Annotated in this window: 12 protein-coding genes; all 12 read right to left on the bottom strand. The window is 36.0% G+C overall.

Annotation, left to right across the window (positions count from 1 at the left end; all coding sequences use genetic code 11):
• Nucleotides 1-17 precede the first annotated feature (17 nt).
• Entirely contained in the window at nucleotides 18-2,867 is a 2,850-nt protein-coding gene (gene uvrA, locus LKACC16343_RS06480; RefSeq protein ID WP_056953965.1) for an excinuclease ABC subunit UvrA, read from the bottom strand.
• Nucleotide 2,868: 1 nt separating this feature from the next.
• Entirely contained in the window at nucleotides 2,869-4,878 is a 2,010-nt protein-coding gene (gene uvrB, locus LKACC16343_RS06475) for an excinuclease ABC subunit UvrB (RefSeq protein WP_056953963.1), read from the bottom strand.
• Between the two features lie 124 nt (nucleotides 4,879-5,002).
• Entirely contained in the window at nucleotides 5,003-6,247 is a 1,245-nt protein-coding gene (locus LKACC16343_RS06470; protein WP_056953961.1) for an MFS transporter, read from the bottom strand.
• Between the two features lie 14 nt (nucleotides 6,248-6,261).
• Complete coding sequence (locus tag LKACC16343_RS06465) at nucleotides 6,262-7,554, bottom strand: alkaline phosphatase family protein (RefSeq protein ID WP_056953959.1); 1,293 nt, start codon at nucleotides 7,552-7,554, stop codon at nucleotides 6,262-6,264.
• A 113-nt stretch (nucleotides 7,555-7,667) separates the two neighbouring features.
• Entirely contained in the window at nucleotides 7,668-9,386 is a 1,719-nt protein-coding gene (locus tag LKACC16343_RS06460; protein WP_056953957.1) for a phospho-sugar mutase, read from the bottom strand.
• Nucleotides 9,387-9,516: 130 nt separating this feature from the next.
• Complete coding sequence (locus LKACC16343_RS06455; RefSeq protein ID WP_054643103.1) at nucleotides 9,517-9,771, bottom strand: helix-turn-helix domain-containing protein; 255 nt, start codon at nucleotides 9,769-9,771, stop codon at nucleotides 9,517-9,519.
• Between the two features lie 180 nt (nucleotides 9,772-9,951).
• Nucleotides 9,952-10,893, bottom strand: coding sequence for a thioredoxin-disulfide reductase (trxB, locus tag LKACC16343_RS06450; protein ID WP_056953955.1), 942 nt, complete (start codon nucleotides 10,891-10,893; stop codon nucleotides 9,952-9,954).
• A gap of 65 nt (nucleotides 10,894-10,958) precedes the next feature.
• Complete coding sequence (lgt, locus tag LKACC16343_RS06445; RefSeq protein WP_056953953.1) at nucleotides 10,959-11,774, bottom strand: prolipoprotein diacylglyceryl transferase; 816 nt, start codon at nucleotides 11,772-11,774, stop codon at nucleotides 10,959-10,961.
• Nucleotides 11,774-12,739, bottom strand: a complete 966-nt coding sequence (gene hprK, locus LKACC16343_RS06440; protein WP_054643101.1) for an HPr(Ser) kinase/phosphatase — start codon at nucleotides 12,737-12,739, stop codon at nucleotides 11,774-11,776. The genes lgt and hprK overlap by 1 nt, the downstream gene beginning before the upstream one ends.
• A gap of 64 nt (nucleotides 12,740-12,803) precedes the next feature.
• Complete coding sequence (locus tag LKACC16343_RS06435; RefSeq protein WP_056953952.1) at nucleotides 12,804-13,169, bottom strand: phage holin family protein; 366 nt, start codon at nucleotides 13,167-13,169, stop codon at nucleotides 12,804-12,806.
• A gap of 23 nt (nucleotides 13,170-13,192) precedes the next feature.
• Nucleotides 13,193-13,444, bottom strand: a complete 252-nt coding sequence (locus LKACC16343_RS06430) for a PspC domain-containing protein (RefSeq protein ID WP_056953950.1) — start codon at nucleotides 13,442-13,444, stop codon at nucleotides 13,193-13,195.
• Nucleotides 13,445-13,501: 57 nt separating this feature from the next.
• Entirely contained in the window at nucleotides 13,502-14,182 is a 681-nt protein-coding gene (phoU, locus tag LKACC16343_RS06425; RefSeq protein WP_054643098.1) for a phosphate signaling complex protein PhoU, read from the bottom strand.
• Nucleotides 14,183-14,191: the final 9 nt, after the last annotated feature.

Here is a 14,191-nt window from a genome sequence, read left to right as displayed (position 1 = left end):
AAATACCTGCTTTTTATCTATTTAGCATCTTTAGTACGTTTAGTATCACGTTCCAAAATCGGTTTCAAATATTGACCAGTATAGCTGTCCTTTACATCAGCCAATTCTTCAGGTGTTCCGGTACCAACAATTGTACCTCCACCTTCACCGCCTTCAGGTCCAAGATCAATTAACCAGTCGGCTGATTTAACAACATCTAAGTTATGTTCAATAACCAAGACAGTATTACCTTCATCAACTAAGCGTTGCAGAACACCTAAAAGACGCTTGATATCATCAGTATGCAAACCAGTTGTAGGTTCATCTAAGATATAGAAGTTCTTACCGTTAGATTTCTTATAGAGTTCGGAAGCCAATTTCATTCTTTGAGCTTCACCACCGGACAATTGGGTAGCCGATTGTCCTAATGAAACATAACCTAACCCTACATCTTGAATTGTTTGCAACTTACGTTTGATCTTTGGAATATTGCTGAAGAAGTCCAAAGCTTCAGAGACCTTCATATCAAGTACTTGAGCAATATTCTTACCTTTATAAGTTACTTCCAAAGTTTCAGAGTTATAACGTGTTCCATGACAAACTTCGCATGGTACGTAAACATCAGGCAAGAAATTCATTTCAATTTTAATAATTCCATCACCACGACAATTTTCGCAGCGGCCACCCTTAATGTTGAAAGAGAATCTTCCCTTCTTGTAGCCACGCAATTTAGCCTCATTTGTCTGAGCAAATAAATCACGGATATCGTCAAAGACACCAGTATATGTGGCTGGATTACTTCTTGGTGTACGTCCAATAGGACTTTGATCAATAGCAATCATCTTTTCCAAATTCTCGTAACCCGTAATTTTCTTATACTTACCAGGTTTCTCAGAATTATGATTCATCTTCTGAGCCAAAGCACGTTTTAAGATCATATTGACCAAAGTAGATTTACCTGAACCAGAAACACCAGTCACAACGATAAACTTACCCAATGGGAATTTAACATTCAACTTCTTTAAATTATTCTCTTGTGCACCATAGACTTCAACAAATTCACCATTACCAGCACGACGTTCCAAAGGCACTGGAATGAATTTCTTTCCTGCCAAATATTGACCAGTCAATGATTTAGGATCCTTTTCTACTTCACTAGGAGTTCCGGCAGCAACAATTTGTCCACCATTTTCACCAGCACCAGGACCGACATCGATTAGATAATCGGCAGCACGCATTGTGTCCTCATCGTGTTCGACCACGATCAAAGTATTTCCAAGATCACGCATCTTTTTCAAGGAGTTGATCAAACGATCGTTATCACGTTGGTGCAATCCAATTGAAGGTTCATCCAGAATATACATTACTCCAGATAAATTAGAACCAATTTGTGTAGCCAAACGAATTCTTTGAGCTTCACCACCAGATAAAGTTCCAGCCGAACGAGACAATGACAAATATTCCAAACCAACGTTAATCAAGAAACTAAGACGATCCTTAACTTCCTTCAAAATAGGTTTTGCAATAACTGTATTTTGTTCACCAAATTTAACTGCTTTAAAGAATGGAAGTTCATCTTTGATTGACATATCAGAAACTTCAGCAATATCCTTACCCTCAACTTTAACAGCCAAAGCCTGACGATTTAATCGTTTACCATGACAAACAGGACATTTCAATTCGGTCATGTATTTTCTCATAACTTCACGTGTAAAATCACTATTAGTTTCATGATAACGACGATTGATGTTAGGAATAACTCCTTCAAATGGAACATCAACGTCACGTACACCACCAAAATCATTCTCATAATGAAAGTGGAAAGTTTTACCATCAGAACCATTTAGAATAATATCCTGATCTTTTTGAGGTAATTTCTCAAATGGTGTATTCATATCAATATTAAATTCTTTAGCAGCCTGGGCTAACATTTCTGGATAATATTGTGAACTGATTGGATTCCAAGGTTCAATAGCCCCTTCAGCTAAAGTTTTACTCTGATCTGGAATAACCAAATCAAGGTCGACTTCTAGCTTAATACCTAAGCCATCACAATTCTCACAGGCACCAAATGGTGCGTTGAATGAGAATAAACGTGGTTCCAACTCTCCAACTGTGAATCCACAAAGAGGACAAGCATTCTTTTCTGAGAAAACCATCATATCTGAACCAATGACATCAACATTCATATAACCATCAGATAGTCTCAAAGCTGCTTCAACTGAATCGAACAAACGTGACTTGATGTGGTCATTGATAACAATTCGGTCAACCACAACGTCAATACTGTGTTTCTTATTCTTATCCAATTCAATGTCTTCACTGACGTCGTGAATTTCACCATCAACACGGATACGAACATAACCTTGTTTCTTAATTTGATTCAAGGCTTTTTTGTGTTGACCTCTCTTAGCACGAACAACTGGTGAAAGAACTTGTAACTTAGTACCATCATCCAACTTCAAAATAGCATCAACCATTTGTTGAGCTGATTGACTGGTAATTTTAGTACCATCATTTGGACAAATCGGTGTTCCCACACGAGCCCACAATAAACGTAAATAATCATTTATTTCTGTAACTGTTCCTACAGTTGAACGAGGATTCTTTGAAGTCGTTTTTTGATCAATTGAAATAGCAGGACTTAATCCATCAATCGAATCAACATCTGGCTTATCCATTTGTCCCAAAAATTGGCGAGCATATGAAGATAAACTTTCAACATAACGTCTTTGACCTTCGGCATAGAGTGTATCAAAAGCCAAAGAACTTTTACCTGAACCAGATAAGCCAGTCATGACAACTAACTTATCACGAGGAATAGTTACATCGATGTCCTTTAAATTATGTGCACGTGCACCATGAATAACAATTTTATCATTTAACATTCTATTTCATTTCCGCCTTTAATTCCAAAATCGTATCACGTAAATTAGCAGCAGCCTCGAAGTCTAATTTCTTGGCAGCAGATTCCATTTGTTCATTTAAGTTAGCAAGAAGTTCTTCACGCTCCTTCTTACTCATATCCTTAAAGTCGATATCATCATCAATCTTCTCTGTCTCAGAAGAAGAGTTATCAACTTTCTGGAACATTGAAATAGCATCCCGAATTGGTTTAACAATTGTCTTAGGTGTTACATTATGTTCCTCATTGAATTTCATCTGTAATTTACGACGACGTGCAGTTGCATCAATCGCCCCACGCATTGAATCTGTGATTGAATCAGCATACATAATAACTTTACCATGTTCATTACGTGATGCACGTCCAATAATCTGGACTAATGAACGTTCAGCTCTTAAGAAGCCTTCCTTATCAGCATCCAATATGGCAATTAGGGAAACTTCTGGAACATCAATACCTTCACGAAGCAAATTGATTCCAATTAGAACGTCAAATTTACCTAATCGTAAATCACGAATAATTTTCGTTCGTTCCAAAGTCTTAATATCACTATGCAAATATCTAACTTTAATACCTAAATCTTTAAAGTAGTCCGTCAAATCCTCAGCCATTTTCTTCGTCAAGGTGGTTACAAAGACTCTTTCATGCTTAGCTACTCGATCATTGATCTCACCAACCAAATCATCGATCTGTCCCATAATTGGACGTACTTCGATTTTTGGATCCAATAGACCTGTTGGACGAATAATCTGTTCAGCCTTGTTATCTGTTCTCTCTAACTCATAAGGACCAGGTGTAGCTGATACATACAAAATTCGATTAACATGTTTTTCAAATTCTTCCAGTTTCAAAGGACGATTATCCAAAGCACTAGGCAAACGGAAACCATAATCAACTAACTGTTGCTTTCTGGCACGGTCGCCATTATACATTCCACGAATCTGTGGCATGGTAACGTGAGACTCATCAATCATAATATTGAAATCTTTAGGGAAGAAATCTAGCAAAGTAAATGGTGGTTCACCTTCAGCTCGACCCTCCATATGACGAGAATAATTCTCAATACCTGAGGTGTAACCCATCTCACGCATCATTTCAATATCATATTCGGTTCTCTGTTTGATACGTTGAGCCTCTAATAATTTACCTTCTTTAGTAAATTTATCAACTTGAATATCCATCTCGTCTTTAATACGTTTCAAAGCTTCATCCATTTTGGAATCACTGATCATAAAGTGAGTAGCCGGGAAAATACCAATATGATCCATTGAACCTTTAATTTCACCAGTCAAGGCATCCATTTCGATAATTCGATCAATTTCATCACCGAAAAATTCCACACGAATGGCATTATCATCACGGGAAGCTGGAAAAATATCAACGACATCCCCACGGACACGAAATCTTCCACGTTGAAAGTCAATATCGTTACGTTCAAATTGATTATCAACTAATTCTTCCAACAGAGTATCACGAGCAAGCTGCTGACCAACTCGTAAAGAAATAATACTGTCGGCATATTCTCTAGGATCACCTAAACCGAAAATACATGAAACAGAGGCAACTACAATAACATCATTACGTTCCAAAAGTGAACTAGTAGCTGAATGACGAAGCTTATCAATTTCATCATTGATACTAGAATCCTTTTCAATATACGTATCACTAGATGGCACATAGGCTTCTGGTTGATAGTAATCATAGTAACTTACAAAGTATTCAACCGCATTATTAGGGAAAAATTCTTTAAACTCACCATATAACTGTCCCGCCAACGTTTTATTATGAGAAATAATCAATGTTGGTTTATTTAAATTCTTGATGACATTAGCCATTGTAAATGTCTTACCAGTACCAGTAGCACCCTCAAGAATAACTTCCTTGTCACCAGCTTTGAAATCTTTAGTAATCGTATCGATTGCTTGAGCTTGATCCCCAGCAGGTGAATACTTAGAAACCAAATCAAATTTATTATCAGTAACTCTATCTATCACGGATTAATTTACCCCCTTTGAGCTAAAAAAAACACCTAACTCTCGTACACGAATTAGATGTAATTGATGTCAGACTTATTACGCTGGCTCTATATTACCATAGCGAACATATTTTCGCCATAATTTAATTTTCATTTACTAAGCGTGGCAACATCAAGAAAATTATTAATCCAATGAAGAATAAAATACTTAATGAAGCAGCGCCAATTGTGGATTTTCCCGTAATCTGCGTAACAATACCAACTAAAACTGGACCCATCACAGCTGAGAATTTCCCTAAAATATTATAAAAGCCAAAGAATTCACTTCCGGATTTTTTAGGAATCAACTTTCCAAAATATGAACGGCTCAAAGCTTGAATACCACCTTGACTAGTACCAACCAAAACGGCCAAGATCCAAAAATCTTTTGCGGTAGTCAATTTCAAAGCATATAAACAAATACCAAGATACAAAACAATTCCTAAAAGAATTCCTGCTCTGGTAGAAACTTTATTAGCAAACCAACCATATAAAATGGAGAATGGAAAAGCTACTAACTGAACGACCAACAAAACAAGCATTAAGGTAGTCGTATTAATTCCCATATCCATACCGATTGAAGTAGCCATTGTAAAAATGGTGTCTACTCCATCAATATAGAAGAAATAGGCTACTAAGAACCAAGCTGCAGCTTTATACTTTCTCAAATGAGTAATAGTCTTCCAGACACGCTTGAAACTTGATGTAACGGGATGTGGATTCTCTGGTAGTGAATATACTTGTTGGACGTTTTTCAACAATGGAATGAAGAAAATAATCCACCAGATAGCCGCTAGAAGAAAACTCCAACGCGCTACACCATAACTCGATAGCATACCAAATCCACTTGTTAGTTGTAGAACCAAAAATAAAATAAAGGCTACAACCCCACCTAAATAACCGTAAGCATACCCATTTGAGGAAAGAGTATCCATTTCCTCATTGCTGGCAACATCAGTTAAAAAACTATCGTAAAACAAGTTTCCGGCCGAATAACCAATTATCGACAGGATATACACACCTAGCAATAATTGCCATTGACTCGATGGCACCAAGGCTAACCCAAATGTCATAATAATTCCTAAAAATGAAAAGTAGTTCATTAATCGCTTTTTGTGATGTGGATAATCTGCTAAAGCACCTAGAACGGGAGCCAAAATAGAAACTAACAATGTTCCAAAACTATTGGCATACCCCCAAAAAGCTGTTGCATTAGCCGCCGAAACTCCTGAACTTTGCGCTACTGATTTGAAATAAACTGGTAACACCGCTGTTGTAACGATAATCCCATAACCAGAATTAGCCCAGTCATAAAAGATCCAGCTCCACTGCTTCTTATTAAACCTCATAAAATTCCTCTATTCTAATCGATAAATACATCCTCAATACTATTTCCAGCTATTGGTGCATCAAACTTTAAACCTAATAACTTAGCAAAAGTTGGTGCTTCGTCTACCAAATTAGCCTTTTCGACTGTATGATTTTTTTCAATCATCGGTCCATTAAAAATCAAGGTTGTTTTGTAGCCTGGTTTTTGAGGATGATAGCCATGAACGCCTCGATATCGGTCAGTATCCCCCATCATTTCAGGAAGTACTTGTTCTACAACATTAGGACGATCACTTTCATCAGTAAAGTAATAGCCGGCTTTAGCCTCAACCATCAAAGTACAGTTAGGGTCTGCACCCATAGCTGCGGCCTCTCGTGATGAATAAATTTTTTCCACACCTTCAACACCGGAAATCAATTCCCTCAAACGTTGAATTTGATCAAAATTTTTAGTGTAGATATAAGTCGAGCCATCACAAGTTTTAGCCATTACTGACCAATCTTTTTTGAAAGTTTGATCTTTAATTGGCGTTAACCAACCTCTTTTCGCAAACAAAGTGTTCAAATGAATCATCTTGTCAACGTTAATTTGGTAATGATCTCCCAAGATAACAAAGTTAGTATCATCAAAAGTTCCAGCCTCTTTAGTAGCGTCAATAACTTGTTTTACATGATTGTCCAAACGATGCAAAGCTTTCATAGCATCTTCAGAACGAACTCCATATCGATGGCGCATACTGTCCATATCAACTAAATGTAACAACATTAAATTAGGTTGTTTGTTCTTAACCGTATCAACTGCACATGCTGTAATAAAATCATCCAAAGCCGGTTGTTTGATACCGTTACGTAATTTTCCATATTTCTTATCCATTTCTAAAATGAATAATGGTGAACTAGCTTTCAATGAAACCAAAACCTGATTAGTCCAAATTCGATTAGGAAAAATTTCGGCCAAATTGTAATCAATTTTACTACCGGCTGTAACAGGCCAAAGAAAAGCAGCTGTTTTAAATCCCTTTTTCCGTGCTAAATCATAAAGTGTTGTTGATCTAACGTCTTTTTGATACCAGTACCAATCAGGTGATCGACGATTAGGTTGTATCTTAGTATTGTTTACAATTCCATGAACGCTTGGATATTGACCAGTGATAATAGTCGTATGTGAAGGATAGGTTAAAGTTGGATAAATTCCTTGAACTTTTTTGACCCAAGTTCCCCCATGTACTAATTTGCTCAGTGTTGGCAATTCATCGAGATGTTCATCAATATCTCTAAATCCCAGAGAATCAAGCGAAATAATGACTAGATGTTGATTTGTTGACAATTCCTTCTCCTCTTTTCACAAACTACATGAAAATATTATATCGCAGTTGAGAAAGACTTGTAACGAAACAAAAAGATAGAGACAAAAAATTAATTTTGTCTCTATCTCTTATTTTATTCCCAGCCTTCGATTTCTTTAGAAAAATCAGCTAGTTTTTGTGCGGCGTTAGCCTCTGTATCAGCCTTAACACCAATGTAGAATTTCAATTTTGGTTCAGTACCTGAAGGTCTAGCGGCGACCCAAGTATCATCAGCCAGAACATATTTCAATACGTCAGCCTTTGGTAAGCCAGTAGATTTAACACCTGCTTCTGTTGTGTCTGTATCTTTCAAGTAATCGATTGATTCAACAACTTTAACGCCATTGATTTCATCAATACCTTCTTCGCGAAGTGTCTTCATAATTTGAGCCATCTTATCTTTACCAGAGATACCTTCAAAAGTCTTAGAGATAGTCTTTTCACGATAATAGCCAAATTCCTTATAGAGATCTTCTAGTGCATCATAGATAGTCTTACCTTTTGATTCATAATAAGCTGCAGCTTCAGCCAACAATAGAGTTGATTGCATAGCATCCTTATCACGAACAAATGGCTTTACAAGATATCCATAACTTTCTTCAAATCCGAAGAGGAATTCATTGCTGCCAGTTTTTTCAAATTGTTCAATTTTTTCAGCAATGTACTTGAATCCAGTTAAAACATTAAGCATTTCAATGTCATATTTATTAGCAATAGCTGTTGCCAATTCAGATGAAACGATTGATTTAACTACGGCACCATTAGCTGGTAATTGATTAAGACCCTTCTTAGCTTGCAACAAGTAGTTCAAAAGAACTGAAGCAATTTGATTACCTGTCATCAATTTATAAGAACCATCTGGTTGTTTAACTGCAGCTCCTAAACGGTCAGCATCAGGATCTGTCGCAATTAAGATGTTGGCACCAATCTTTTTACCACGTTCGATTGCCAAATCAAAAGTTTGAGCAAATTCTGGATTAGGGAAAGGTGTTGTTGCAAATTCCGGATCCAAAATAGCTTGTTCTGTCACCATATTGAAATTCTTAAAGCCAAGCTTTTGGAAAATACGAGGAGCAATCATCTTACCAGTACCATGAAGTGGTGAATAAACAAACTTCATTTTATCACCGATATTGTTGATCAAATCACGGTTAACAATAACTGTTTCCAAATTCTTCATGTAGTTCAAATCAACGTCTTCACCAATAAGAGTTAATAATTTTTCTTCTCTTAATTTAGTTACCGGTTTTACCTTGATAGCAAACAAGTCGCTAGCTTTTCTAGCAAAACTAGTAATATTATCTGATTCAACTGGTGGCATTTGACCACCATCTGGTCCATAAATTTTAAATCCATTGTATTGTTTAGGATTATGGCTAGCAGTAATCATAATACCAGCGTATGTAGGTATACTTCTTACCGCAAAAGATAATTCCGGTGTAGGTCTTAAACTATCAAACACATAACTGTGAATTCCGTGAGCTCCCAAAACTTTTGCTGATTCATAAGCAAAATCTTGTGAATAGTAACGTGAATCATAACTGATTGCTACACCTTGTGACTTCAACTTATCATCCAGAGTATCCATAAAAGAAGCCAAACCTTCGGCTGCTTGACGAACAGTATAAATGTTCATTCTATTAATACCAGGTCCAATAAGGCCACGCATACCGGCAGTACCAAATTCCATTGGTTCGTAGAAAGCTTCTTCAGCAACCTTATCATCGTTCTTCATTTCATTAAGTTGCTCTTTCATATCTGGATCCAAATCTTTATAGTCGAGCCATTGTTGCATATTATCTTGCCAAGACATTAACTTGTCCTCCTAATTTGTAAGTACTTACAGCTATTATATCAATCATAGGGTACCATTTATATTTGATTACGACACTTTAAGCTATTTTTTTTAAAATATCCTTAAAAATCGACTACAAATATACAAATTATTCGAGGTTATTGCTGATGATTCTGTTTATATCCGTATCATAGTATCTTGCCAATGCAATCAGTGTATCAATGTCTGGCATTCTAATACCTGTCTCATAGTGAGATAAAGTTGTTACATCAATATTCAAATGTCTTGCTACTTCTTTTTGAGTTACATTCTTTTCTTTTCTTAGAACCTTAAGATTTCTAGCAATATTGAAACCAGATTCGTTCATCAATTGATTTATTTTTTTATCTACTACTTCACGCATAAGAATCACTTCCTGTCTTTTACTAATAGTATATGTTTAAACATGTCTATATTCAAACCAAATGCTAATAATAATTTTTTCAATATTTAGTCTTTTATTATTAGGTCAAGGCACGAAAAAAAGGATTACAAAATGGATATTCTCCATTTCATAATCCTCATATTTAGAATGCTTTTTATACTATTTTGTTGTTACTTTATCATCAGCAAGTTCCTGAATGTAACTGTATGCTTGTTGGCCAGCTATACCGCCCTCACCAACAGCTGTAGCTACTTGACGAAGGTCTTTCTTACGAACATCCCCAACAGCAAAGATTCCAGGGATATTTGTTTGCATATGTTCATTAGTGTTAATCCATCCATCCTCATCCAAAACGCCTAAGTCTTTGAATGGTTCTGTCATTGGTTTAATACCAACATAAATGAAAGCACCCTTAGCTGGAACAACGTGTTCTTCACCAGTTGTCTTATCAACATACTTAACACCGGAGACTTTATCGTCCTCACTCGTAATTTCCTTAACATCTGCATTCCAGACAAACTTGATCTTGTCATTCTTAAATGCACGGTCTTGTAAAATCTTTTGAGCACGCAATTGGTCACGACGGTGAATAATTGTTACTGATTTAGCTAGTTGTGTAAGATAAATTCCCTCTTCAACAGCGGAATCTCCACCACCGATAACAGCAACATCTTGATCCTTGAAGAAAGCACCATCACAAACAGCACAGTAAGAAACACCACGTCCTGACAATTCATTTTCGCCGGGAACCCCAATTTTCTTATATTGTGAACCAGTTGCAATGATTAATGCTTTAGCTTCATAATCACCATCATCAGTATGGATAATCTTAACATTACCCTTATCTTCAACTGATTGAACGGCACCATAACCAAAATCAGCACCAAATTGAGTTGAAGATTTATACATTCTCTCACTCAAATCTGGACCCAAAATTGATTCAAATCCAGGATAATTTTCAATCGCAGCGGTGTTGTTCATTTGACCACCATAGATACCACGATCAAGAATCATTACTGAAAGGTTGGCACGTGAAGCATATAAAGCGGCAGTTAAACCACCAGGACCTGCCCCAATAATTACTACATCGTATGTTTTCATCGTCGAATTACCTCCTATTACTCAACAAATATTACCATTTATTTTTTAATTATCAATTAGATTGCTCACAACTCATTATACCAAGGATCATTTTCATTCTTCCGACGATAAATAAAAATTCCAATAGCAACGAAAAATAGTACTAATGACAATACTTGTGAAACTCTCACACCCGGTAAGATATACAAACTATCTGTTCGCATACCTTCAACGAAAAATCTAACTGCTGGATACCAAATCAAATATGTTAAAAATACTTCACCACGTTTTAATAGATACTTACGATTTCTCAAAATTAAAATCAAAGCTAAACCAATTAAATTACCAACTGATTCATATAAGAAGGTTGGTTGACGATAGGCACCATTGATATACATCTGTTCAACAATAAAGTGCGGTAAATGTAACGATTGTAAAAAGTTTAATGTCGTTTTAGCGCCAAAAGCCTCTTGATTCATGAAATTGCCCCAACGACCAACTATCTGTCCTAAAAGAACTGAAGGTGCAGCGATATCTAACATCAACCAAGGCGAAATATTTCTTTTCTTGCATAGAACCAATAAAACAATAAATGCTGCAATTAAACCACCATAAATTGCAATACCACCATGCCAAATCTTAATTATTTCACTAGGATTAGCCAAATAATATGGTAATTCAAAAATAACATAATACAGACGAGCACCAACTAAAGCAATTGGAACTCCATATAAAACTAAGTCCAAAATGTTATCAGGGTCTAGATGTCTTTTCTTCGCTTCACGCATTGCCATAATAACTCCAATTAGAGCACCCATAGCAATAATAACTCCGTACCAGTGAATCTCTAGGCCACCTAGATTTAAAGCAATTGGGTTTAATGCTAGCAAATCAAAATTCATTACTTACCTTCTCCATCTTTTTCATTCTTTGTTTTTTCTTCATTCTCTTTGATCAACAATCCTAAATTATCTTCAAATTTCTTTGTAGCGTCATACCCCATCTTCTTAGCACGGTAGTTCATAGCAGCTACTTCGATAATGATGGAAATATTACGACCAACTTTAACAGGGACGGTAATTTGTGGTACGTCAACGTCAAAGAAAGTACGTCTATCTTCCAAAGTACCGATACGGTCATAATTCTTATCGGCAGACCAGTTTTCCAGATTAATAATCAATTGAATCTCACTTTGTGAACGAACGGCACCGGCTCCAAAGAGATTCATCACATCAATAATTCCAATACCACGAATTTCTAATAAGTGATTCAAGATCTTAGGTGCTTCACCAACAATAGTTTTTTCATCACGTTGATAAACATCAACACGATCATCAGCAATCAAACGATGACCGCGCTTAATTAATTCCAAAGCCGTTTCACTTTTACCAATCCCTGAATGACCTGTTAATAAGATTCCAATACCATAAACATCCACTAAAACACCATGAATTGATTCTCTAGGAGCTAACTTCTCATCCAAATATTCAGTAATCATACTTGATAGTCTGGTTGTTGGTAATTCTGATCCAATAACTGGAACATGATGTTCTTTAGCAGCTCTCAATAATTCCTTACTTGGTTGAATATTTCTTGAAATCAAAAGAACTGGTGTATCTTCGCGACACAATTCAAGCATCACTTTGTAACGATTATTGGAAGTCATTGAGCGAGAATATGAAGTTTCCGTTTGACCAAATAATTGAATTCGTTCACTTGGATAATAATCAAAATAACCCGTCAATTCGATTCCAGGACGAGAAATATCGGTTGTTATGACTTTTTTATCTTTTAATAACTCTTCTCCAGCATAAACCTTCAATTCATTATCCTTTACCATTTGAGATACTGTAACAAAATTTGTCATTGCTAACCCCCACAGATTCTTTATTTATAATAATTTTATCATTTTAGAAACAAAAAAACGCGTTCTAGACGCGTCTTTGAAAATTATTCATTGTATAACTATTAATGATCGAATTACAAATCGCCAGAATAACTGCAACGACTAATGCTGAACCAAATCCACTGAAATAAAAACTATTCGATCCAACTAGTGCCGAAGTCAATTCTAAAGTAATCGCATTTATTACAAATGAAAAAAGTCCAAATGTAATAAACGTAATTGGTAAAGAAATAATATGTAGAAGTGGTTTGATTGTCCAGTTCAAAATAGCTAGTACCAAGCTAGCGATAATTGCTGTGGCTAAAGTATCCACTCGAAACATACTGGGCAATAATCTAGCAATTGCTAGAAACAATAGAGTCTGTATTGCCACTTTTATAAGTAACTTCATTTCATACCCTCATTCTTTTTGAATCAGTAATATTTTTTGGCAGCTTTAGTGCCACGCTTTCTCTTATTAAAGTCCGTCTCCTGGATATTTCGTTTTTCTGGCAAAGAAAAGGCCAGAATTACATAAACCAAGGCTGGCAGAAAATAAGTAAGAGGCAACAGAAAGATAAAAACTAAACGTATCCAAGTCGAATCAATGCCAAAGTAAGCACCTAAACCACCGCATACACCTGCTAACATTCGATCTGTACTAGATCTTGTGATTCTTTCTTTCATATAAATTCACCTCAACTTGTCCAAAAAATATACTACATATCCATGAAAATATCAATTTTACTCATCAACATCAGGAATATGCTTCCGATTCAGTTCTACCACATGTCCAGTGTTTAAGTAAACAACCCATTCACAAATATTGGTTGCATAATCACCGACACGTTCCAAGTAACTGGCTACAAGCATATAAGACGAACCACTTAAAACATTTTCTACAGTTTTTTGCATATCTTTGATACATAATTCATTGATCAAAGTACTTTTAGCATCGATTTCCACATCACGATGAGCTACTTCTTCAGCCATCTTGCTATCCTTTTTCAAGTAAGCTTCTAGTGAATCTTCAACGATACTTGTACTCATCTCACCCATTTCCGCAATTAGTTTTTCAATTTCAGGAATTCTTGTTTCGCCCTTAACTCTAATTGTTTCCTGAGCAATACTTACCGCATGATCGCCCATTCTTTCTAAATCAGAACTAGCCTTTAAAACCGTTACAATCATTCTCAAATCAGATGTAACTGGTTGTTGTAAAGCAATCATTTCAAAGGATTCCTTTTCCAAGTCCATCTCTCGTTTATTGATCACATGATCATTACGAATAACTTCTTTGGCTAAAGATTTATCATGATCAATGTATGCTTTAACGGATTTCATAATGGCCTCACTAGCCATCATACCCATTTCTGAGAATCGTAAATGTAAGTTATTTAATTGTTCTTCGAAAGTAGTGCGCATCGTTTTTTC

This window comes from Companilactobacillus bobalius (assembly GCF_002179915.1).
In the GTDB taxonomy this organism is placed as follows: domain Bacteria; phylum Bacillota; class Bacilli; order Lactobacillales; family Lactobacillaceae; genus Companilactobacillus; species Companilactobacillus bobalius.
Note: the sequence above shows the minus strand (reverse complement) of the source record. Positions and strands in the feature narration are given on the sequence as shown.